A 23,481-nucleotide genomic window follows, 5' to 3' on the forward strand; every position below is an offset into this window, starting at 1 on the left:
TAAGGAATATATGATGCTATATGTAATAGTTGCGCAAGATATACCGGACTCATTGCCCAAACGTCTTGCGGCGCGTCCTGACCATTTAGCACGGTTAGAAGCGCTAAAAGCACAAGAACGACTGTTCGTTGCCGGCCCGAATCCAGCCATAGATTCCGTTGATCCCGGCGATGCCGGTTTTACCGGAAGTATCGTTATTGCAGAGTTTGACAGTTTGGAAGATGCAAAACAGTGGGCAGATGCCGACCCCTATATAACCGCGGGTGTCTATCAATCAGTTACCGTTAAACCATTTAAAAAGGTTTTGCCATAAAGCATATTGGGCTTTGATACGAGCACGAGTCTTATCAAAGCCCACAATGCTTAGGATCAACGATTACAATGAATGACACGATCGCCATCAACAATCATGTTTTTCTGCCACTCGAAGAAATCGACATGCACCCCATGCGCGCGCAGGGGGCTGGCGGTCAAAACGTAAATAAAGTGTCATCCGCCATCCATTTGCGTTTTGATATTAACGCATCGAGTCTACCCGAAAGGTATAAGCAAGCACTGTTACAGCAACGTGATACACGCATTACGCAAGATGGCGTTCTTGTTTTAAAGGCACAGCGCTTTAGAACTCAAGAAGCCAACAAAAAAGACGCGATAGAACGTCTGGTCACAATTATTCAGCAAGCCGCTTATGTTGCTCCAACGCGCAAAGCAACCAAACCCACTAAAGCTTCACAAAAACGTCGTGTCGATGCCAAAAAGCGCAATGGCATGAACAAGCAATTGCGCGGAAAAGTGAATCTTCCGTAACCCCGCACAATTCAGCGAGCATTCATTCAGCTGGCGTATGCTTGTACATAGTATTACAGTACAATCGATGTAAAGGTAACCTTGCGAGCATTTAACTCTATGAAAGACAACCGGTTATTTAACCTGTTAATCGCAGTATTGATGAGCCTAACGCTTAGCGGTATCGCTATGCCTGCTTATGCTCAACAAAAAGAAAAACAGGATAAAACCGAAAAGATTGATAAAACGCAAGCTGCCGAAAGGGCTAGAGCTGAACTCAAAGGCCGGGTGCTTAAGGTAGAAAAACGCCAAGACAACTACCGCGTAAAAGTCTTACAAAAATCCGGACGTGTGGTTTCGGTAGATGTTGATAAAAAGTCGGGTGCAGTAAAGCCGTCTAAAGACAAAAAGGAAAAGCGATGAGATTACTCGTAGTTGAAGACGACAGCCGCCTACTGATGCAACTCGATAGCTATTTGCGTGGCAATGGTTACAGCGTGGACTTGGCCGATGACGGCGAAAAAGCGCTATTTCTGTTAAACGAACACCCCTATGATTTAGCCATTGTTGATATCGGCTTGCCGAAAATAGACGGGTTTGAAGTCATACGTTCGGCGCGCTCGAAAGATATTAAATGCCCTATATTGATCCTCACTGCCCGCGACCGTTGGCAAGAAAAAGTAGAAGGGTTAGACGCAGGTGCAGATGACTACCTGACTAAACCCTTTCACAATGAAGAACTGATTGCCCGCGTTAAAGCGCTCATTCGCCGTTCTTCTGGACAACCCAATCCCGTTGTCACCTTTGGCCCCATTAGCATGGACACGCGAAGCGAGGAAATACTGGTGTCCGGTCAATCTCTGGATTTAACTGCGTATGAATACAAGGTCATGGAATACCTGTTGATGAACCCCAGCAAAATTGTCTCCAAGACCGAGTTGACTGAACACATTTACGATCAAGACTTTGACTTAGATAGCAATGTCATCGAAGTATTTGTTGGGCGTCTGCGTAAAAAAATTGATCCCGACGGCAGTATTAAACCAATAGAGACTTTGCGCGGGCGAGGCTACCGTCTAAACCGCCAGATCAATACAGACTAACTATTCGATGCAACGCCTATCCCTTCGCACGCGCAGCATACTGTTAGCATTAGCAGGTCTATTGTTTATTGTGCCCGGCTTGGTCTTAACAGTGGACCGCAGCTTTACCAGCAGCCTAGAACAAGCAAAATTCAGCGAACTCAAACTGATGAGTCTTGCCATGATCACTGAGTTTGAGATCGATGAAGGAACCCCCTTCATGCCGCAACAACTATTCGAAGAAAAACTCAACTTGTTAGGCTCAGGCTACATTGGCTATATCATTTGGCAAAACGAAATCGTTTGGCGTAGCTTATCATCGCTTGATTATGCAGATCCTGTCGTCAACAGCCTTCCCTCCGTAGGCGATGAACTGCAGCTCAGTAACATCTTAATTGAACGCGAATACGATGATGTCACACTGCCCGCATTCTTCTATGCGTTTAGTGTTGAATATGAAGATGGCGGAACGTTCAAACCCGTATCCTTCTTAGTCTTTAACGAAGAAACCGAATTCCAGCAAAACCGACAAACATTTCTTATTACATTATGGCAATGGATAGGATTACTCAGCTTAATTATCTTAGTGATTATTTTATTAGTTACCCGAGGGGTACTATCCCCCGTAACCAGTATTATCGAGAACATTAAATCGGCTGAACGTGGTGAATCAGACAAACTTACCGAGCGCTACCCGCCGGAATTGGAATCACTCAAAATCAGTATTAATCAATTGTTGGATACCGAAGCCCAACAACGCCAGCGCTATAAAAATAGCTTAGGCGATCTCGCTCACAGCTTAAAAACACCGTTAGCGGTTATTCAGACGTCACAAGATTTACCACCCCACATTGAAGATCCCTTACAGCAGATCAATGCCATTATTCAGCGTCAATTGAAACGAGCGGTTACCGGCAATACCCAACGTATGTCATCCATCGACCTCGAGCCTTGCGTACAAAAACTACTGAATGCAATGCGTAAAGTACATGCCGATAAACAGTTAGATATTACCTCTTCGATTGACAATGATATTGGCGTTAAAGCAGACGAAACCGATCTGCTAGAGATGCTTGGAAATTTAATTGATAACGCCTGTAAATCTGCAAACTCAATGGTCAATGTAGAGGCAAAGCGTTTTGCAAACAGCATTCACATCTATGTCGACGATGACGGCACCGGCGTACCAGCCGATGACGCGAATGCCATTCTCAATCGTGGCGAGCGCCTTGATACCTATGACGAAGGTCAAGGTATTGGTCTGGCCGTTGTCATTGATTTAATTGAAACCTACAACGGCCAACTCAGGATTGAAACCAGCCCACTCGGTGGAGCGCGCTTTAATGTGCAGCTTCCGCTTTAAGCCGGTTTACCTTCATCACTGCTAAGTAATATGGCAAGCCATTTGGTTTCCTGACGCGTCTCAAGCGCGATTTTTACGATCATGGTCAACGGCACACTCAATAACATTCCCACACTACCGAGTAACCAACCCCAGAAGATTAATGACAGGAAAACCACCAAAGTAGATAAGCCCAAACCACGCCCCATCAGACGAGGTTCAACCACATTCCCCATAACCGTATTGACGAATATAAAGCCAAGCCCCACAAGCCCCGCTACGCCAAAACCAAATTGAACGAATGCCATTAAAACGGCCGGAATAGCCGCGATAATTGAGCCAATATTAGGGATATAATTGAGTAAAAACGCCAATACTGCCCACAGTAAAAAGTGATCAACGCCCAATATCCACAACCATACGCCAATCATGAGGCCCGTCGCCAAACTGACTAGGGTTTTGATCGCTAAGTAGCTATTAACCGAACGAATAAAGCGATCAATATGATTTAGTTTCATGTCAGGATCAGCCATTGCGACGTGTATACGACGCGGCATTGATTCAGCTTCAAACAACATGAATACAACCGTTAATAGAATCAAGAATAAGTTGGACAAAACGCCGCCTAAGCCACCCAGAATGTTGGTTGTCATTGACATCGCCATGCCTGGATCAAGATGCTCGCGCAGCAAATCGGTGTTCAAATGAATGTTCAGCGTCTCTAGTTTTGCAATCACCCAAGTAAACTGTTGGCTGAGCTGTGCACTGTATTGCGGCAAATTTCGCTTAAATTCACTCATTGACTGAGCCACAAGCCCAGCCAACATAAAACCAAAAACAACAATTAGCAGTATAACTAAAGTAACCGATAACCATCGTGGGATACTGTGTCTATTAGCCCAATGAATTAAAGGGCTACATGCGATCGCAATAAACCCCGATAGTAAAAATGGCACCACGATCTCACTGGCGGCTTTTAATCCCGCAAGGACAACTATGACCGACGCCATAATAAATAATGCTTTAACGGTGGGCGATTTAAGTTCCATAACTATTTAATTAGACTAGGCTTTAAGACAAACTAACAAATCTCGCTGCTATTGAACACATAAACAAGGATTTCAATAAACAATGCAATTAAACCAGGCAACAATCCGTATAAAAAATCTTCGTTTGCGCACCTACATTGGGATCAATGACGATGAAATCAAAAATAAACAGGATGTTGTTGTGAACGTAAAAATTCACTACGACGCTGAACAGGCGACAAACAGTGACCAAATGGACGATGCACTGAATTACAAAACCATTACCAAGGCAATCATCAAATTAGTCGAAGATAACCGTTTTTATTTACTAGAGAAATTAACCGCTGATGTACTCGCAATAGCAGCCGAACATCCATGGGTAAGTTATGCCGAAGTAGAGGTTGATAAGCCCCATGCATTGCGTTTCTCTGATTCGGTGTCACTGACATTGTCATGCAACAAGGGGTAAGCACGTGAATATATTGATCACCGGGGGAACAGGATTAATTGGACGTCATTTTATTCACCAATTTGAATCGACGTATCGTTTCACTGTTCTTACGCGCGATCAATCAAAGGCGTCTCAACTGTTACCCCAAGGGTGTGAATATATCAGTTCACTTGACCCCTTTCGTAACCTTGACCAATTTGATGCCATCATCAATCTCGCCGGCGAACCTATCGTAGACAAACGCTGGTCTCCACAGCAAAAAGACATCATTACCGATAGTCGATTATCTATCACGCAACAACTCGCGGACCTATGTAATCAAAGTCGATTCCCGCCGGAGGTTTTTATTAGTGGATCCGCCATTGGTTTTTATGGGCGTCAGGGAAGTGAAAAAATATCAGAAACCTTCAATCGCCCATTTGATGAATTCTCGCATCAACTGTGCAAACAATGGGAGGCGATAGCATTACAGGCCTCTAGCGCGAAAACGCGCGTCTGTATTCTGCGTACCGGTATTGTGCTAGCCGATGATGGGGGTGCATTAGCTAAAATGTTACTGCCTTTCAAGTGTGGGTTGGGTGGTCCGATAGCATCAGGAAATCAATATATGTCGTGGATCCATATTCGCGATATGGTGAACGGAATACATCATTTGGTTAAACGCCCCAGTAGCAAAGGCATTTACAATCTCACTGCGCCTGAACCAGAAACCAACAAAGCTTTCGCTAAAAAGTTATGCAACGCCCTGCACCGACCTTGCCTTTTACCTATGCCTGAGTTTGCACTTAGACTGCTCATGGGAGAGGCTGCAGATTTATTAGTGTACGGCCAAAATGTCGTGCCAGACGCGTTAATCAACGAAGGCTTTCATTTTCTCTTTCCCCAATTAGAAGACGCATTCACTGATTTGACTTTGTAAGATCTCACAGGCTATCCCCATCCAATCACAAAGATACCTAACTTTCTGTACGACTCAAAAAATTTGACCTAGTATTTATGGGTCAACATATCCGTAGAGAATACCTTAAGAATGACAGGACTTTCAGGCAATCAAGGAAGTTTCCAACTCGAACGCAACGGCGATATTGTCGAGCTGATTGCTATTGGGTGTTGGGACGAACGCCTAGCGCATGAGTTTCTAACTCAGGTAAAACAGCTGATAGCACCACTGGACGGACGAACGTGGGCGACTATTGTTGATGTTAGAGAATGGGAGCTCGGCACCCCCGAATTTCAGGAAGTGATTACACAAGGTACTGAAGAGCAAGTATCCCTTGGATTACGTCGAGAAGCGTACGTGATTGATGAGAGTCAAGTCAAAATGTTTCAGATTGATGCGATGATGCCTCAAGGCGATGCCTATTATGCCCGCTACTTTAAGACTTACATCGACGCCTTTGCGTGGCTGAATCAAGAAGGTTTCGGCAATATCTAATGCTTTGAGTATTACTGCTACATCATGTAAAGCAGAATAAGGGTGAGCAAGCCCACAAAAACGTGAATAGCAGATTAGTATTTGAAACTCGTTCTTAAACCGCTCAAGTAAGGTCGCGGTATTTCACCACAAAAGGGCGAAATACCGTTTCCTACAACCTATCTCAAACGGCCTTATCAGACCATACGGCGCAATAACGCATTGGTATTCAAAGCCAGTAGTCGCCAACAACCAATGGCACCTAAAACGCCCACCACAATGGCGCCCGACAATGGAGCAACAGCCCAATATTCCCAATGTATGGATGACTCCATTTCGAATACGCGTGACTGTAACATCCACAAACTAAACTCATTGGCGACCGCTGCCATAAAACCCGCTACGATACCGATGATCAGAAACTCAAAAATCACACTGAGTCGAATAAGGCGCCCTTTAGCACCCAGAGTTCTCAGTATCGCCAGTTCCTGCTGACGCTCATCCATACTCGCTTGAACCTGAGCAATTAGCACCAAACTGCCAGCTGCCAGCACTAACACCAAAATAAATTCAACAGCAAGAGAGACTTGATCAACCACTTCACGCAATTGATTGATACGTGCATCAACGTCAAATAAGGTGACCGACGCAAATGGCTGCATGATCTGGGTAATTTCTGACTTTCGTGACTGGTCTAGGTGAAAGCTGGTGATGTAGGTCGCAGCAAACTGCTCCATCGACGCCGGATGCAGCACAAAGAAAAAGTTTGGCTGCATGGTTTGCCAATTCACTTCACGCAAACTGGTGACAGTCACTTCAACAATTTCACTGCCGATATTAAACGTCAATTTATCATTCAGTTTAATATCAAGGCGTGCAGCAACCTCTGACTCGATGGATACTTCATGTGGCATACCCGGTTGCCAAGCATCTAGCCAGCGCCCTTCTACAATGCGGTTTTCCGATTGCAGCTGTGTATCCCACGTCAAATTTGCCTCTCGGCCCAATCCATCCCTTCCTTCGCGTGGGGTTTCATCATCTTCTTTAGTCACTTCTGTACGAATACGCTCGTCATTAATGGCAACAAAGCGCCCTCGCACCACAGGGAAGAAGTCGTCATGCCTGACATTGTATCGGTCAAATTGATCGATCAAGGGCTGACGCTGCTCTTCTGTGACATTGCTGACAAAATAATTCGGCGTCCCCTCCGGTAATTGAGCACGCCATTGCGCAATCATATCGTTGCGCATAACCAATACAACTAACAACAACATAATGGTGACTGAAAAACTGATCAGCTGAACAGAGTTATCCATCGCGCGACGACGAATGCGCGCCCACGCCAGTTGCCAAGGCCCCATTGCACCGCCACCTAACTTGCGCCCTAACGCAATAAGACCAAAGGTAACCGCCAATAAACCCACGATCAGTAAAATACCCGATACAAATAGAATGGCACTGATGGTGAGGTCGCGACTGTAAGCCCACATTAGTAAGAATATAGCTGAACCAGCCGCTGCAAATTGCAACGTCCGCGAGCTAAGGCTGGCACTGATATCTTTGCGCAAAACGCGTAAAGGCGGCACCGAAAAAAGCTGCATCAAAGGGTATAGTGAGAACATCAGGGCACATAGAGCACCGGTGAAGATAGCAATAAACAACGGGCGCCAGTGCCAAACATCAAGTGAAACCTCCACTCTATTACCCAACGCACTGACAACAACTTGCTGAATAATAACACCCAGCACAGTACCGATCAGTATGCCTAACAGCGTAATAAAGCTGATTTGAAGAATGTATATGCGCTGTATTTGTTGTTTGCTCGCGCCGATAGTTTTCATGATCGCAACCGGATCAAAATGACGCTGACTGTAACGCTGTGCGGCAACCGCTATTGAAACGGCAGCCAACACAATCGCCAACAAACTGGCTAATAGGAAATACCGTTCAGCCCTCGCCACGGCCCGCCCAACAGCAGACTCGTCATCTTCCACTGACATCCAGTAATGCAATTCATCATTTAATTGGGGGCGTAGCCAATCATAAAAATCATCGAGTGCTGCCGCTTCACCGGTGTAATAAGCTTTGTAGGTCACGCGGCTTCCTGGCCCTGTGACATTAGTGGCTGGGATATCCTCAATGGCCATCAATAAGATAGGGTCAGTATTGAATACGCTAAAACCAGCATCCGGTATTTCACCTAATACTTGTGTAACACGCAAGGTAGCATCGCCGACGTAAACCGTATCGCCTAAATTGACCTCAAGCAGCTGGAATAAACGCGAGTCCATCCACACTTCTCCTGGCGCAGGACGACCTTCAACATCGCTTGCCAATTCAAACGGTTTAGGTGCAATGCTAATCGCCCCTTTCAGAGGGTAATGCTCATCCACAGCTCTAACATCAGCTAGCGCCATTTCCTGTTCGCCAAAGACCATAGAACGTGTGCTGACTTGTTGAGCGGTTTTTAAACCATAGGTTTGCGCCTCAACTAACCAATTTTCATCCACAGGATGGCGAGAGTTTAAGCGCCTGTCAGCCGCGATAAATTCTGCAGAGCGGTCAGTCAGTGCCGCCTGTAAACGCTCGCTGAATAGCGACAAAGACAATACTGCAGCTACCGACAGTACGATAGCCATCAAGATGATGGTCAACTCTCCGCGACGAGCCTCGTGGCGAAATAATCGCCAGGCTAGGTTAAATGTCGTCATACTTACCCCGCCGCTCGCTGTTCGGACTCAGTCGACGGTTGTGACGCGGAATCATCGGCCGATGCCTCGGTTAACACGCCCGCTTGCATATGCAGTTGGCGCTGACATTTCGCCGCCAATTGATTGTCGTGTGTCACTAACACTAACGTCGTTTGATTGTTTTGATTGAGGGTAAACAATAGCGACTCGATTTTATCACTGTTTGCCGCGTCTAGATTACCGGTCGGTTCATCTGCAAATAAAATTTTAGGTTGGGTAATAAAGGCTCTGGCAATGGCCACACGCTGTTGTTCACCACCCGACAATTGATTCGGGTAATGGTGCGCTCGGTGTCCTAACCCAACCTGTTCCAATATTTCTAGCGCTCGCTGCTTAGGTTGATCCAAACCATTAATTTCAGCCGGCAACATAATGTTTTCAAGCGCAGTTAAACTTTGTACCAACATAAAACTTTGAAAGATAAAGCCAACTTTATCTCCACGTAATCGGGCACGCTGCTCTTCGTCCATACTGTGAAGCGGTTGTCCATCCAGCAAAATCTCGCCACTGCTGACTTCATCTAGTCCAGCTAACAGACTTAACAGGGTCGACTTACCGGAGCCTGACGCACCTACTATGGCAATCGACTCACCCGCCTTGACTTCAAATGATATAGGCTGAAGGATCTGAAGTGAGCCTTCGCTAGTATTAACTGTCTTGGTGATGGATCTAGTTTCAATCATATTTTGCATTCGAGGAGTCTTTACATTGGTTAATCTTAAACGAAGCCATACATCTAAATGGTTCGCAATTGCCTTTCTCTTTTTACCTTTATTGGCAGTTTCAGATCACATTTATGCGGCTCAAGAAACCTCCCAAAAACGTTTGTTAATACTGGGAGATAGTTTAAGTGCCGCATACGGACTAAAAGCCGAAGAAGGCTGGGTTAGTCTGCTACAAAACCGTTGGAAGGAGAATGATTCTACGATCGACGTTATAAATGCTGCGATCAGTGGTGAAACCACCGACGGCGGCTTAGCCCGACTTCCACGACTATTGGAGCAACACTCCCCTACTCATTTGCTTATAGAATTGGGCGGAAATGACGGATTACAAGGCCACAATGTGAACAAAGTGCGCGCAAATTTGAAACAAATGGTAAAAGTGGCGCAAAAAGCAGAGATTGAAGTGTATATCCAAGAGATGCAAATCCCGACCAATTATGGTCGCCGATACAACCAAATGTTCACTGAAAGCTTTGCTTTAGTTGCAAACGAAATGAACGTGCCGTTGATCCCGTTCTTTTTAGAAGACATCGCACTCTACCCTGAATTGATGCAGCGAGACGGCATTCATCCAAATGCAAAAGCACAGCCCATGGTGGCCGACATTATGCAAAAAGCTTTGGAAAAATTGATACTGAAATAGTGGCTACCATCATGGTAGCCACTGATGTCGATTATGGACGAATGTAAGTAGAGGTTTTGCTCGACGTATCTTCGCCAAACGCTAAATAACGATCGCGTAATTTCGTTTGACGTGATTCCATCGGAACTGCTTCACCGGCAATAAATACCTGTTCTGCCGCCTCTGTAACTTCCAGCGGATCACCACTCCAAATCACCACATCTGCTTGCTTGCCTGGGCTCAAACTACCCACACTGTTATCAACGTTGTAGATTTTTGCCACGTTTAGACTAACTGCAGCGAGCGCCGCATCGTAATCCAGACCGTTTGCCACAGCATTGCCTGCATGCTGTGTCGCTAATCTAATGTTGTGCGTTTCCATGCCTATCGCCACCGTTACACCTGCAGCCGCCAAACGACCTGCGTTAGCAAGCGTTGCACCCATCTGATCGAAGCCGCCCGGCAAGTTATATTCTGGATTAACAATCACAGGAATATCTTGCTGTGCAAGCTGATCAGCGACACGCCACGCTTCAAGTCCTTCAACGATAACCAGTTTCAATTTTGGATGACGCTGCTTTAACGCTATAACTTGTAAAATATCGGCTTTGCGATTCGCCGTAACCAACAATGGCACGTCTCCAGCAATCACAGGCTTCAAGGCAGTTACATCAGCCACTGACGTTAAGCCATGCCATTCCGAGCCCATCGGCATATTACTCGGCGCAGCTTTTACTTCCGCTAACGCTTGGTTAAGTGCCACCCACAAAGCTGCGCGCGAATCGCCATTGGTATGTACGCCATCATTTGCGACATTCGTGTGAACAAACGCCCGAGGTTTGCTTACTGGCATATCAGAATCGGCTAGCGAAATCATCGCGCCTTGCCCATTGAACAACTGACCAGTATTGGATATTCCCGTTGCTGCTGAGGTGAAACCTTCAATGCGCGTGATAGCGAATAATGATGAATCAGGATTAACCGCATAACTCACATCATATGCCGCGCCAGCAGCAGATACGGGATGCGCTTTAACGCTGCTATCAACCACCCCTGCCGACATGCTAACTTCACGCAAGCCTAGATTAGTTAATGCACCAATAAGTCCAGGCGTAACGACCTTGCCTGATGCATCTATGGTTTCATAACCTTCTGGCACTGAACCATCGGTAACGACTCTCTCAACTTTTCCGTCTTTGATGAGCAATGTGCCATTTTCAATAGTGCCTTGTTGAGACAAGGTATGGATTTTTCCTCCCACTATTGCCAATGACTGAGCATTGGCGGCGACGCTGAAACACAGTGACACTACACTGGCGATACTTAATTTAGCGAGTGTTTTCATTTTATGTCTCCTTCCGCTACTTGCCCTAATTCAAAATCACTCACCGGCCAACCGGCAGGATCATTGCGGTCGTACGCTAATGCACCATCGATATAGACCTGTACCGCTTGTGTATAGGTAGAAAACGGGTTTCCACTCCACAACACGACGTCAGCATTTTTACCGACTTCAATTGAACCGGTTTGGTCAAAAATACCCAATGATTTTGCAGGGTTAGCTGACAACCATTGCCACGCTTCAGCTTGGCTGATATCAATACCTACGCGCTTACCATCAGCCCAGGCTTTCGCCGCTTCTTGATTTAAACGCTGGATACCCAAATCACTGTCGGAATGAACAACCGCACATGCGCCAGCCTTATGTACCATCGGGATATTCTCGCGAATACCGTCATAGGCTTCCATTTTAAAACCCCACCAATCAGCCCACATCGATGAGCAAACATTATTTTCAGCTAATTTGTCTGCAATTTTATAAGCTTCTACGGCGTGATGGAAACTACCGATTTGGTAATCGAACTCTTTCATTACATCCATCATCACCGTCATTTCATCAGCTCGGTAACAATGCATGTGAACAATAATATCGCCGTTCAATACACCCACTAAGGTATCGTTGTCTAAGTCACGCTTGGGTGGCTTAGGATTTTTACCTTGTTCGTAGTCATCGTTATAACGTTGCCATTGGTCACGGTATTGCAACGCATCAGCCCAGGCTTGACGATAGCCTGCAACATTGCCCATACGTGTCATTGGGCCACCTTTTTGACCGTATACGCGCTTCGGATTCTCACCACAGGCCATTTTGATGCCGTAGGGGGCTTCTGGAAACTTCATTGCCTGCATCGTGCGATTCGGTACGTTCTTAAGCGTAACCGCGCGACCTCCAAACAGATTAGCCGAGCCAGGTAAAATTTGCATTGCAGTTATTCCCCCGGCTAAGGCACGACCGAACCCCGGGTCTTGTGGCCATACAGAGTGTTCGGCCCACACGCCAGCGGTTACCGGACTAGTCATTTCATTCCCATCCGAATGAGATTGAGTCGATGGCGCGGGATACACCCCCAAATGACTGTGCGTATCGATAATGCCTGGCGTCACCCATTGACCTGTGCCATCAACAACAGTTGCGCCTTCAGGCGCTGATAGCGAATCACCAACGGCTGTAATCTTTCCATCGGTCATCAATACAGATGCATTTTCCATCTGACCACCAACACCATCCAGAATGGTCACATTCGTGATCAACGTTGTTGTGCGAGGTAATGGTTGATAAGTACTTGGGTAGGGATCGCTGGCGAACTCAAATTTTGCTTGAGGGGCTTGCTCAGCCTTCTTTTCTTCACCGCATCCGGACAATAGGCTAACTGACACCACACTGGCCGTGCATAGGGTTAACAATCTTATTTTTTTCATATCACGTCTTTTCTGAGGATGAGAATTTAACTACACCGTACGAGCAGTACTGATGTTTGCGCAAGGTACATTAGCACAGAGATTTAATAATGTGGGAGTTTTAAATACTAACGTGTCGTGGCTGTAGCTTGAAGGCCCTGATGATTGCGGATCACCTCGACTATGGCATCAGATTCTCGCAAACGTCGTATTTCATCAAACACTACAGCAGCTTCATAGTATTGGTTCTTAAGATAACCAAACCATTGCTTGATGCGGTTAGGATAATAGCGACCTTTGTCTCCGAAAATTTCATAACCCGAATAGGCGACGAGCCAATCTGTCACTTCTGACCACGGCATCGGGGCATGTTGGTGCTTGATATGCAGCGCAAGGTTTGGCATTGACAGTGCGCCTCGCCCTACCATCAACTGTTGGCACTGAGAAACATCAACACACCTTCGTGCATCAGCTTCATTCCAGATTTCACCATTGGCGATAATGGGGACTGAACATTGTGCTTTAACTTTAGCAATCCAATCCCAGTATGCGGGAGGTTTGTAGCCATCTGTTTTTGTCCGAGCGTGAATGGTAATGGCTGACGCGCCGGCTTCCTCCAACGCCCTGACATTGGCAAACACCTGCTCTTTTTCCTCAAAGCCTAAGCGTATTTTGGCTGTAACAGGTAGCTGCTCATCAACCTCAGATCTCACTGCTGACACAATCGCGTGCAATGTCTCTGGCTCATTCAATAACACTGCGCCACCACGGCTCTTATTCACCGTTTTGGCTGGGCAGCCAAAGTTAATATCAACGCCCGGAGAGCCAAGCTCGACAGCCTTTGCTGCGTTATACGCCATCCATTGTGGGTATTGCCCTAGTAGCTGGACGCGCACGGGCACTCCGCTAGGTGTTTTGCCGCCTTCGCGAAGTTCAGGACACAAACGATAGAACACGTGATTGGGAATTTTTTGTTCTACGACACGCACAAACTCAGTCACACATAGGTCATAGCCCCCAATGCGCGTAAGCATATCTCGCATAAGGTGATCGACGACTCCTTCCATCGGAGCCAACATAACGGTTAAAGGTGTGTTGCCGGACGTGTTCACTGCAAGCATTACCGCGGTTAAAATGGGTGGCGTAGTGTAATCGTTTCCGCGATAACAGCCAAACGGATATAGAGGAATTCGTTACTCTGTAACCAATTGCTTGGCTATTTCATCCAATTCGTCCCGCATTTGCTTACAACGCGTTAAAAATTCACGCTGATTTTCCTGATAAGCAAAATAGTGTGCCAACAAATGTTTTGCCTGATGTTGGGTTTGCTTCGTCGGTTGTAGCAAGTAATCGACCAGATCTAAGGCGTCATCAACAATACTGGTTTTAGCGTCTTTGACCGGTGACAATGACTCTATCAAGCGACAAACGTGCTCTGGCATATGCCATAGACGGCAAACGAAAGCACTCACTGATACTGTACTGGTACCCACCACGTAATGCTGGTAGCGATTCTTTTCCCGCCATGTGGGATATTCATCAAGCTGTTCGGTGCATTCGACCATTTTAGCGGGCAAACAAAAGTACAGTACCATTTCGCCAATATTGTGAAGTAGTGCAGCTAAATAACTATCTTCAATAATATCTTTGGCCAACCCTTTCGCTTCACCCAACAACTCTATGACGTGAGCTGTCAGCAGTGCATTATGCCAGAATGATGCATAATTGAATTTGCTACTGATCCCAGAAAAGGTTTTAGCTGAAACGATGGCCAAGGTTAACGCATATAGCTTTTCGACCCCAAAAATGGCAATCACGGCCTGCTTTAAGTTTGCTACCTTTACGTGCGAGTACATGCTGCTATTGGCAATTTTCATGATCTTAGCGACTAACACCGGGTCGTTTTGCAACAACTCTATAATTTGTTCAATCGTTGATTCTGAATCTTTCAGGCAATCAAGTAATTTGCTGACAGTGGCGGGTAAATGGGGTAATTGTTCGGCGTCAACAATATCGTGAACGTCGCGTTCCACTGCCAATAGAACATACTGCGCTTGGATCTTAGCTGGCGACATGCCCTGCCATTTTTTAAATGAACGTTCAAAGGTCGCTCGGTCAGAAAACCCCAGCTTATCGGTTACATCACTGATTGAATGACCAGTAAACAACAGAGATAACGCTTGTGCATTGCGGGCGGCTGATACGATATCTCTAAATTTTAAATCTTCGTTTTGTAGTTTGCGACTTAACGTTCGCTCGCTCATCGCTAGCTTGGCCGCGACGGATGATTGTGACAATTCAGACCACTCTTGCGTGCGCATCACTTCACGCACCACTGCAAATTCAATATTCGCTTGATTTTTATGGCCTCTGCGATAAATGTTTAGCTGCCGCTCCAACGTTTGATACACGCGCTCATTGGCGTTGCGCATAGGCCGAGACAAATGTTCTTGAGAGATTTTCAAACGACACAACAAATTATTATTCGAATCAAAGGTGTTACCCTGCCAAGGCGAAAACAGTGTATTTACCTGACATTCGCCCCAACCTTCGTTCAATAAGCCTGACAAGCGAAGTTGTTGAACTAACACACCGCACAAAACACATTGAGCAGCCAACACTTCCGATTGCTCGCTGATGGTGATGGTCACACCTGATACAGACGTGGTCAGCACAAACAGTGATTGATTGTCACTGATTTCCTCAAGCATCATCACTAAGATGTCGAGCCAAGACCCCACAGTTACGCTCGCAGCCAATGTGCTGGCATACAACCCAAGACTTTCCGCAGCAATCTGATGGCCAGCATTGAAAAGCACTTGGCAGGTAGACTCATCTAGCTTAAGTGACTTGGGCGTACTGCTAATGCCATTCGCCTGCATGACTTCTGTGATGAGATTAAGCACTCGCTGTTTAACTTCTAGTTCCATGGATGCATTTTTAGTGTGGTTATGCAGGTATTCGTAAACCTAGCGTTTATATGAGTATTATAGAGCCTAGAGTGTAACCATTCTCGGTATCTGGATTAAAGTGTTTTATCTATCAAACAACCATTAAACGTTAAAAAAGTTATTCAAAACTGAAGGTTAAGTCGTTTTAGCCTGACTTTTGCGCCGCCTTTAGTTCATGCTGTGTTGTAAAACTCTATGCAGAATCTGTGGCACTTTCAGCTTTGTGAAAGTGCACGCACCATACCCCTATGTGAGATCCACTAGGCTTAACAAGTTTGAGTTTGCTGAGTTTGCTGAGTTTGCTGAGTTTGCTGAGTTTGCTGAGTTTGCTACAAGGATATGCCAGTACAAACAAAAACACCCGCAAATGCGGGTGTTTTTGTATATGGCGTCCCCTAGGGGATTCGAACCCCTGTTACCGCCGTGAAAGGGCGGTGTCCTAGGCCTCTAGACGAAGGGGACAGAAACTTGGCTTGTTGAAGTCACCTTCAACACTGCGTTGCTCCGCCGCTGGCTAACCAGCGATGTTGTTGACAATTGTCAACGACGAACCTAGAACAAATTGAACCTTACGGTTCATGTCAGAATGTCTCTGACTGCTCCTTTGAATTAACCACCAAAGGAAAATGGCGTCCCCTAGGGGATTCGAACCCCTGTTACCGCCGTGAAAGGGCGGTGTCCTAGGCCTCTAGACGAAGGGGACAGAAACTTGGCCTGTTGAAGTGACCTTCAACTGCAATGTTCTGTCGCTGCTTTGCAGCGTGTTGTTATCAATTACTATCTAACAACGTACCTAGAACTATTAACTCATTTAACTGAGTGCTATCCGGATATTGGTGGAGCCAGGCGGGATCGAACCGCCGACCTCTTGCATGCCATGCAAGCGCTCTCCCAGCTGAGCTATGGCCCCGGCTATTGGACCTGACTCTTGCTGAGTCCGTTCCGTGACAGCGGGGCGCATTCTAGGCATCAGACCTTAATGTGTCAATGGTTTTTTTACGAATTTTCGCGCTTTTCGATATATTTCAAAGCATTGTCTATTCGTTGTACAACCTTTGATTGAGAAATCAACGATAAGGTCAAATCAAGCGATGGAGAGTTACCGCCCCCCGTAACAGCAACACGTAAAGGCATGCCCACTTTCCCCATGCCAATTTCCAACTCTTCTGCTGTTTGATTAATACAGGCTTGAATGTTGGTGCCATTCCACTCACTGATTTCCGCTAGCTTTTGGCTAACCAATTCTAATGCTGCTCGAGCGACAGGACGCAAATGCTTTTTCGCTGCGTTTTCATCAAAAGCTTCATAGTCTTCATAAAAATAGCGACTGATGCTAGCCAATTCAGCCAAGGTTTTCACACGATCCGCCTGAACTTCAATGACTTGCTCAATTGTCGGGCCGTTCGTCACGTCTATCCCCTGCTGCTCAAAGTGCCATTGAGCATGACTCGCTACTTCACTGGCCGGCAATGTCTTAATATAGTGTTGGTTAAGCCAGATAAGCTTTTCGGTATTAAATGCTGAGGCCGACTGACCAATCGCATCCAATGAGAACAACTCAATCATTTCTTCTTTAGAGAAAATTTCCTGATCACCATAAGACCAGCCTAATCGAACCAAGTAATTCAACACCGCCTGCGGCAAGAAACCATCGTCACGGTATTGCATAACGCTGACCGCACCGTGGCGCTTTGATAACTTCTTACCGTCATCCCCTAAAATCATTGAGACATGCGCATACTCTGGTACTGGTGCACCCAAGGCCTTAAGGATATTAATTTGGCGAGGCGTATTGTTGATATGGTCCTCTCCTCTCACTACATGGGTAATCCCCATATCCCAATCATCAACGACTACACAGAAGTTATAGGTTGGTGTTCCATCGCTGCGCATAATGATCAAATCATCCATTTCAGCATTCGCGATTTCAATTTTACCGCGTACGTGATCGTCAAAAACGACAGTACCTTCTAGAGGATTCTTAAAACGAATAACGAAAGGTTTATCACTCGGATGATCGGTTCTGTCCCTCCAGGTCCCTGGATAACGTGGTTTTTCACCTTTAGCTTTTTGTGCTTCGCGAATGGCGTCTAGTTCATCTGCGGGCATAAAGCATTTATACGCTTTGCCTTCAGCTAATAACTGATCTATGACCGATTTGTAACGGTCAAAACGGTCGGTCTGATAGATTGGCCCAACATCGGCATCCAATCCCAACCACTGCATACCGTCTAATATCGCTTGTTTGGCTTCATCAGTAGAGCGCTCAATATCGGTATCTTCTATTCTGAGTACGAATTGTCCACCCTGACTTTTTGCATAGAGCCAAGAATATAATGCCGTTCTGGCACCACCTACGTGAAGATAGCCCGTTGGGCTGGGAGCAAATCGAGTGACAACCGTCATAAAAAACACCTCTAAATCAATTGGCGCGCATTCTACAATAGCTGCGGATTGAAGCGAACCCCTTCAGCAAAACAATTAACGATGGAAACGATTAAGTTACAATCGATGTGTATATATTCTTTATTGCCTATCCCGCCCCGCTCGCTTCTTTTATAACAACAGCATTTTTTAATGCCCCCTGAATATGCGCTTGTAAAATAAATCCATTCTTTTCCACTGCACACCTTAAATTGCGTCATTCTCATCTAATGGGTGTTTACAAAATAGGCAAACGAAACTAACTCTCAAATTTACGGTTGACAGCTAATATTACAACTCTATAATACCGCCCACTTAACCGCTTCAGCGGGAAAAGATGGACGCTTAGCTCAGTTGGGAGAGCATCGCCCTTACAAGGCGAGGGTCACTGGTTCAAGCCCAGTAGCGTCCACCACTCTTTTCTTATTAAGTATCAGACTCTTAGGACGCTTAGCTCAGTTGGGAGAGCATCGCCCTTACAAGGCGAGGGTCACTGGTTCAAGCCCAGTAGCGTCCACCATCTTTTAAATCAAACACTTACACATCATTACGAACCACAATGTGATTCAGAATAGACTAAATCTGTGTCTAATCTGTGACAAAACGTGTCAAATTCGTGCACACCTGTTAGGCGGGCCTAATGTAGGTTATCAATGGGACTTCTCCGAGCGCTTAAACGGACGAGGAAGTATAGTCCATTTGATTAAACCCATTACATTTAATACTCGCAAAAGAACTTACGGCATTAAATTGCGGTTTGCTCATACGACTCTTGATGAAAAACTTCCTTATGTACTTGACCAATTCGAGTTCGTAAAGTCAGTAAATCAAAGTGAGACCTTCTGGCTATCAAAACACACATAAGTCACTTTCTTTAACTGTTGCGCGCGTGATTTTGACCTCGTCAGCACACGCGTTAGTTCTTCAGCGTCATATCCAAGATTAAATTTACTACTGAATTTTCGATTACTCAAAATGTTCCTTTTACCCAAATCGTCGTATTACACAATTAACAATAACAACAGGTATAAGGCATAAGTTCTCGTATCTGGTGGTAGCTAACTTCAGGAACTGAGTTTATGTCATTTATGGAATGGTACAACGCACTTGTAAAACCATCTTGGACACCAGACCCATCATTTATTGGCACAATGTGGTCCATTCTTTATCCCATAATCATAGTGTCTTTTTTATTTGTTTTTATTCAGGGATTCAGAAATAAAATACCTAGGCGTGTGATGCTTCCATTTGCAATAAACCTTGTTGCAAATATCATTTTCACTCCTATTCAGTTTGGGCTGCGGAACCTAACCCTAGCCTCATTAGATATACTTATTGTTTGGGGAACAATTGTATGGATGATGATCGCAATTTGGAAACACTACCGTATCATCGCGATTGCTCAAATTCCCTATTTGATTTGGGTTTCCATTGCGACGGTGCTGCAAATTACGATTAACATTTTGAACTTTTAGCGAGATTAATTTAACGATGGGCTACCACCGGCAAAAGCTGAAGACTTAGCTAAAAAGGTGTCCGGGTTTATCGACCACTACACATCGCCCTTACAAGGCGAGGGTCACTGGTTCAAGCCCAGTAGCGTCGACCACTCTTTTGAAAACACTCGACTAGTCATTAAAAGCAAATTTTAAATACTACAAAGGAAATTAGATAACCCCTAAGCGGTAGCTTATACTCATCTGAATCCTCATTAACGATGCGGTCGTATGGATTTTCTAATTTCAGTTTCAGTCTTTCTGGCTGCTTGTCTTATTGCCGTCCCATTATTTCAAGGTATGCGCTTGGGTGCGATTCTCGGGTATCTTGTTGCAGGCGTGGTAATAGGCCCCTCGGTTTTGAATATCATTGACGACCCCTACACTATCCTGCATTTCGCTGAGCTTGGAGTTGTACTGTTACTTTTCGTTATTGGCCTCGAATTATCCCCTAGCATGCTGTGGAAAATGAGGACGTCAATACTAGTTAGCGGCGGTAGCCAACTCATGATGACTGGGTTAAGTATCACAGCCATTACACACTACGCATTCGGTTTTTCTTGGCCACAATCAATAACAGTGGGGTTAGCTTTGGCGCTTTCATCTACAGCATTTGCCATTCAATTGATGAACGAGCAACGCATTCTCAAAACACCGCCCGGGCAACAAGGCTTTTCAATTTTATTAATGCAGGATGTAGCCGTTATCCCTATCCTACTGATAGTCGCATCATTTTCGCCGCTGCAAAACAATGATGCTCCTGCGTGGTACATCAGTGTAACAGTTGTCATTTCAGTATTAATCATTGGAAAGTTTTTCATCAATCCTTTTTTACGGTTAATCGCTAAGTTTGGCAATGCCGAAGTCATGACAGCTGCTGCACTGTTTATTGTGTTAGTCACAGCATTGGCAATGTACAAGTCTGGACTATCCATGGGAATGGGGGCATTTATAGCTGGGATTTTACTCGCAGACAGCAGTTTCAAACATCAGTTAGAGAGCGAAATAGAACCTTTTAAAGGGCTTCTTTTGGGCTTGTTTTTTATCGCTATTGGTATGACGCTCGATTTAAGCTTGCTGATGAAGCAACCGGTTCAGATTTTCACCCTAACCATTGCCTTAATTGCCGTTAAAAGCGTGATTGTATTTGCCATTTTGAAAATGACTAAACAGTCTAATACCGATTCTTCCCGCGTCGGTTTGATGCTGTGCCAAGGTGGTGAATTCGCGTTTGTAGTCATGACATTAGCCGTTTCACAATCAGTATTACCAGAACACACCGCGAATATAGTCAATTTGGTCGTTGGATTATCGATGGCATTAACTTCTCCAATCGTCATCATTCAAAGTACGCTATTCAACACCAATAATTGCCCGCCGGTTTACGATAATCATCAAGTTACAAGTGAACCCACCGTTATTATTGCTGGATTTGGTCGATTTGGGCAGATCACAGGCAGAGTGTTGTCTGCGAATAATATTGCTTTTACTGCTATGGATAAGGATGCAGAGCATATCGAGTTCGTAAAAAAATTCGGACACAAAGTCTACTTCGGCGATGCAACACACTCTGAACTGCTTAAACACGCTGGTATCAACAGCGCCCAAATTGTATTAATCGCAATTAATAACATGAAAGAAATCTCAACACTCGCCAGATTAATCAAAAGAGAGTTTCCACATATTAGGATAATTGCAAGAGCGCACAATCGAATGCATGCAGTAGAACTTTCTAAAATGGGGGTTGATAGTGTTATTCGGGAACTTTTCACTGGCGGTATAGATGCTTGTCGCAGTGTTTTATCCGAAATAGGGTATACACCCAATCAAGCCGATAGAATGCTTGATATCTTTTCTCAACATGACGAAGACATGCTTCAACACGCAATCAACAGTGATTTATCGACACAAGGCTTAGTTGATAGGGGTAACCTTGGCCGGCAAGAGCTTATTGAACTGTTTGAAAAAGATAGAGAATAGCAACTTAGCAAAAGGAAAGTGAACATGGCATATTTAATAAAATCCGTAACGAAAGATTTAGGCGGCTTTTCAGTCAAACGGATCATTCCCAATCAACTCAAAAAAATGGTCGGCCCATTTGTATTCATCGATCACATGGGTCCTGCCACGTTTGAAGCTGGGCAAGGTATAAATGTGCGCCCTCACCCCCACATTGGGCTTGCAACTATTAGCTACTTACTAGAAGGCAGTATGCTTCATCGAGATAGTTTAGGTTCCATTCAAGAAATTCGCCCTGGTGATGTTAACTGGATGACCGCAGGTAAGGGAATTGTCCATTCCGAGCGAGAAACAATCGAAACCAGAGGAAGCGTGCATACGCTTGACGGGTTACAGTGTTGGATAGCGTTACCTGAAGACAAAGTGGATATGGAGCCGAGCTTTCAACATATCGATAGAGAAAAACTCCCCTATATCCACCGGGAAAAGGTTTTAATGCGTCTGATAGCCGGCGATGCATATAACTACACTTCTCCTGTAAAGACCTATTCTCCGATGTTTTACCTCGATGCAATTACCGAGTCAGGGGCCCAAGTAGAGAGGCCTTGCGGCGATTCAGAAACCGCATGTTACATCATCAGTGGAATAGTACTGATTGGCGAGCAAGAATTTACGGCCGGAGACTTTGTTATTTTGGAAGATGAGCGAGTTATGCAAACCATTGAAAACGCCCGTTATTTTGTGATCGGAGGTCAGGCGTTAGAGAAGATGCCTTATCTAAAATGGAACTTTGTTGCCTATTCTAAAGAAAAGATAGCTGAGGCAGAAAAGAGATGGTCCAACGGACAATTTCCGTCCATACCAGGAGACGATCAGGAGTTTATACCACTGCCTCAGTAATATCAGCAGAGTTTGCTGGGTAGAAAGGTGCTGAAATTTAGAGACTCAGCACTGATTGATTTCGAGTTATTTAAATCTAATCGTTTTGCAGTGTCGAGCGTTTGGCGATGTATCTGAATAACCCTAACCATTGAAGTATCATTTACAGACAAGAAGGTATACGTAGGTGAATCAACTTGACTCACCTCCGCGTTTAAAGGCTTTTCTCAGAAGGCAATGGCGTTTTGGTTCCTAAGACATGGTTCTCCTGGAAACCAATCGAACGCCAGCCATGGCCAATGCGAACAACCCAAATGCAGCCGGCTCAGGCACTTCACTCGGACGTACACCGGCAAAACTCCATGCTGCATCACCAGAGCCAATACAACATTCTTGGTCTTCAAATAATGTTGCATCCCACGAGTGTGTGTTAACTAGCACATTTGGCCAACCATCACATGCGTTGGCGCACAGTGTTGCCCACGTCACGTTATTATCATTATCTACCTGAAACATAGCCCATGGCACAAGCAAGACATCACCGTTGAAGCTAGAGCTGGTTGAAAAGTCAACGCCATCTGACCACTTAAAAAACCAACTTTCAAATACACTTGTCAGGTTTTCTCCCGTCAAAAAGTTTGCCTCGTCCACCATGACATAACCGTTAAGCGTATAATCTCCATTAACGCCGGTAACATTCCACTGCATTAACCCCGCGCTCGCAGCGTTGCACAACCAAAAGCTAACAACAATGAAGCTTAATTTTATTTTATTCATTTCTTTCTATCCCTAGTCGCTTATTTAGACAGCGGCAAGTCTATGGACCTGTCTAA

Annotated in this window: 21 protein-coding genes and 5 tRNA genes; 14 read left to right on the forward strand and 12 right to left on the reverse strand. The window is 45.2% G+C overall.

Annotation, left to right across the window (positions count from 1 at the left end):
• Positions 1–13: 13 nt before the first annotated feature.
• The 5 genes from CSH93_RS03755 (at position 14) to CSH93_RS03775 (ending at position 3,231) form a co-directional block, all read left to right on the forward strand.
• Entirely contained in the window at positions 14–313 is a 300-nt protein-coding gene (locus CSH93_RS03755; RefSeq protein WP_100641864.1) for a YciI family protein, read from the forward strand.
• Between the two features lie 68 nt (positions 314–381).
• On the forward strand, positions 382–807 hold the full coding sequence (gene arfB, locus CSH93_RS03760; RefSeq protein ID WP_100641865.1) for an alternative ribosome rescue aminoacyl-tRNA hydrolase ArfB: 426 nt from the start codon (positions 382–384) through the stop codon (positions 805–807).
• A 99-nt stretch (positions 808–906) separates the two neighbouring features.
• Positions 907–1,209, forward strand: a complete 303-nt coding sequence (locus CSH93_RS03765) for a PepSY domain-containing protein (protein WP_276307695.1) — start codon at positions 907–909, stop codon at positions 1,207–1,209.
• Positions 1,206–1,889, forward strand: a complete 684-nt coding sequence (locus CSH93_RS03770) for a response regulator transcription factor (protein WP_100641866.1) — start codon at positions 1,206–1,208, stop codon at positions 1,887–1,889. The genes CSH93_RS03765 and CSH93_RS03770 overlap by 4 nt, the downstream gene beginning before the upstream one ends.
• Positions 1,890–1,896: 7 nt before the next feature.
• Entirely contained in the window at positions 1,897–3,231 is a 1,335-nt protein-coding gene (locus CSH93_RS03775) for an ATP-binding protein (RefSeq protein ID WP_100641867.1), read from the forward strand.
• Here CSH93_RS03775 and CSH93_RS03780 read toward each other — a convergent pair.
• Positions 3,228–4,259 (reverse strand): AI-2E family transporter, encoded by a 1,032-nt coding sequence (locus CSH93_RS03780; protein WP_205663187.1) that lies wholly within the window; start codon positions 4,257–4,259, stop codon positions 3,228–3,230. The two genes, CSH93_RS03775 and CSH93_RS03780, sit on opposite strands and share 4 nt — an antisense overlap.
• Before the next feature lie 82 nt (positions 4,260–4,341).
• On the opposite strand from CSH93_RS03780, the gene folX reads away from it, so the two are divergent.
• The 3 genes from folX to CSH93_RS03795 all read left to right on the forward strand — a co-directional run bounded on the left by folX (position 4,342) and on the right by CSH93_RS03795 (position 6,124).
• Positions 4,342–4,707 (forward strand): dihydroneopterin triphosphate 2'-epimerase, encoded by a 366-nt coding sequence (folX, locus tag CSH93_RS03785; protein WP_100641869.1) that lies wholly within the window; start codon positions 4,342–4,344, stop codon positions 4,705–4,707.
• A gap of 4 nt (positions 4,708–4,711) precedes the next feature.
• Complete coding sequence (locus CSH93_RS03790) at positions 4,712–5,608, forward strand: TIGR01777 family oxidoreductase (RefSeq protein ID WP_100641870.1); 897 nt, start codon at positions 4,712–4,714, stop codon at positions 5,606–5,608.
• A gap of 111 nt (positions 5,609–5,719) precedes the next feature.
• On the forward strand, positions 5,720–6,124 hold the full coding sequence (locus CSH93_RS03795; protein WP_100641871.1) for a hypothetical protein: 405 nt from the start codon (positions 5,720–5,722) through the stop codon (positions 6,122–6,124).
• 176 nt (positions 6,125–6,300) lie between these two features.
• Here CSH93_RS03795 and CSH93_RS03800 read toward each other — a convergent pair whose 3' ends face one another.
• Both CSH93_RS03800 and CSH93_RS03805 read right to left on the reverse strand, forming a co-directional pair.
• Positions 6,301–8,814: an ABC transporter permease gene (locus CSH93_RS03800; RefSeq protein WP_100641872.1), complete on the reverse strand. Its 2,514-nt coding sequence runs from the start codon at positions 8,812–8,814 to the stop codon at positions 6,301–6,303.
• A 2-nt stretch (positions 8,815–8,816) separates the two neighbouring features.
• Complete coding sequence (locus tag CSH93_RS03805) at positions 8,817–9,536, reverse strand: ABC transporter ATP-binding protein (protein WP_100642331.1); 720 nt, start codon at positions 9,534–9,536, stop codon at positions 8,817–8,819.
• A gap of 25 nt (positions 9,537–9,561) precedes the next feature.
• Between CSH93_RS03805 and CSH93_RS03810 the strand changes: the two genes are divergently transcribed.
• A complete protein-coding gene (locus CSH93_RS03810; protein WP_420807234.1) occupies positions 9,562–10,221 on the forward strand; it encodes an arylesterase in 660 nt (219 codons plus the stop codon).
• A 31-nt stretch (positions 10,222–10,252) separates the two neighbouring features.
• Here CSH93_RS03810 and CSH93_RS03815 read toward each other — a convergent pair whose 3' ends face one another.
• The 8 genes from CSH93_RS03815 to gltX all read right to left on the reverse strand — a co-directional run bounded on the left by CSH93_RS03815 (position 10,253) and on the right by gltX (position 18,296).
• The gene (locus CSH93_RS03815; protein ID WP_100641873.1) at positions 10,253–11,545 is read right to left on the reverse strand and encodes an amidohydrolase family protein; all 1,293 of its coding nucleotides are present in this window, start codon (positions 11,543–11,545) and stop codon (positions 10,253–10,255) included.
• On the reverse strand, positions 11,542–12,960 hold the full coding sequence (locus CSH93_RS03820; protein WP_100641874.1) for an amidohydrolase: 1,419 nt from the start codon (positions 12,958–12,960) through the stop codon (positions 11,542–11,544). Before CSH93_RS03820 ends, CSH93_RS03815 begins: the two co-directional genes overlap by 4 nt.
• Before the next feature lie 107 nt (positions 12,961–13,067).
• The gene (locus CSH93_RS03825; RefSeq protein WP_240615474.1) at positions 13,068–14,060 is read right to left on the reverse strand and encodes a tRNA-dihydrouridine synthase; all 993 of its coding nucleotides are present in this window, start codon (positions 14,058–14,060) and stop codon (positions 13,068–13,070) included.
• 72 nt (positions 14,061–14,132) lie between these two features.
• Positions 14,133–15,869 (reverse strand): HDOD domain-containing protein, encoded by a 1,737-nt coding sequence (locus tag CSH93_RS03830; RefSeq protein ID WP_100641875.1) that lies wholly within the window; start codon positions 15,867–15,869, stop codon positions 14,133–14,135.
• Positions 15,870–16,276: 407 nt separating this feature from the next.
• Positions 16,277–16,352 (reverse strand) — tRNA-Glu (locus CSH93_RS03835).
• A gap of 165 nt (positions 16,353–16,517) precedes the next feature.
• Positions 16,518–16,593 (reverse strand) — tRNA-Glu (locus CSH93_RS03840).
• Positions 16,594–16,724: 131 nt separating this feature from the next.
• Positions 16,725–16,800, reverse strand: a tRNA-Ala gene (locus CSH93_RS03845).
• A gap of 86 nt (positions 16,801–16,886) precedes the next feature.
• On the reverse strand, positions 16,887–18,296 hold the full coding sequence (gene gltX, locus CSH93_RS03850) for a glutamate--tRNA ligase (protein ID WP_100641876.1): 1,410 nt from the start codon (positions 18,294–18,296) through the stop codon (positions 16,887–16,889).
• Between the two features lie 357 nt (positions 18,297–18,653).
• Here gltX and CSH93_RS03855 point away from each other — a divergent pair.
• The 5 genes from CSH93_RS03855 to CSH93_RS03875 all read left to right on the forward strand — a co-directional run bounded on the left by CSH93_RS03855 (position 18,654) and on the right by CSH93_RS03875 (position 22,669).
• Positions 18,654–18,729: transfer RNA gene (locus CSH93_RS03855), tRNA-Val, on the forward strand.
• Positions 18,730–18,758: 29 nt separating this feature from the next.
• Positions 18,759–18,834: transfer RNA gene (locus tag CSH93_RS03860), tRNA-Val, on the forward strand.
• A gap of 559 nt (positions 18,835–19,393) precedes the next feature.
• Positions 19,394–19,789, forward strand: coding sequence for a TspO/MBR family protein (locus tag CSH93_RS03865; protein ID WP_100641877.1), 396 nt, complete (start codon positions 19,394–19,396; stop codon positions 19,787–19,789).
• Between the two features lie 252 nt (positions 19,790–20,041).
• Positions 20,042–21,790: a monovalent cation:proton antiporter-2 (CPA2) family protein gene (locus CSH93_RS03870; RefSeq protein ID WP_100641878.1), complete on the forward strand. Its 1,749-nt coding sequence runs from the start codon at positions 20,042–20,044 to the stop codon at positions 21,788–21,790.
• Positions 21,791–21,814: 24 nt separating this feature from the next.
• Positions 21,815–22,669, forward strand: a complete 855-nt coding sequence (locus CSH93_RS03875; RefSeq protein WP_100641879.1) for a pirin family protein — start codon at positions 21,815–21,817, stop codon at positions 22,667–22,669.
• Between the two features lie 231 nt (positions 22,670–22,900).
• On the opposite strand, the gene CSH93_RS03880 is transcribed toward CSH93_RS03875, so the two are convergent.
• Positions 22,901–23,425, reverse strand: a complete 525-nt coding sequence (locus CSH93_RS03880) for a PEP-CTERM sorting domain-containing protein (protein ID WP_100641880.1) — start codon at positions 23,423–23,425, stop codon at positions 22,901–22,903.
• Between the last annotated feature and the right edge of the window lie 56 nt (positions 23,426–23,481).

It is taken from the genome of Neoalteromonas facilis (assembly GCF_002807665.1).
Classification (GTDB): domain Bacteria; phylum Pseudomonadota; class Gammaproteobacteria; order Enterobacterales; family Alteromonadaceae; genus Alteromonas_E; species Alteromonas_E facilis.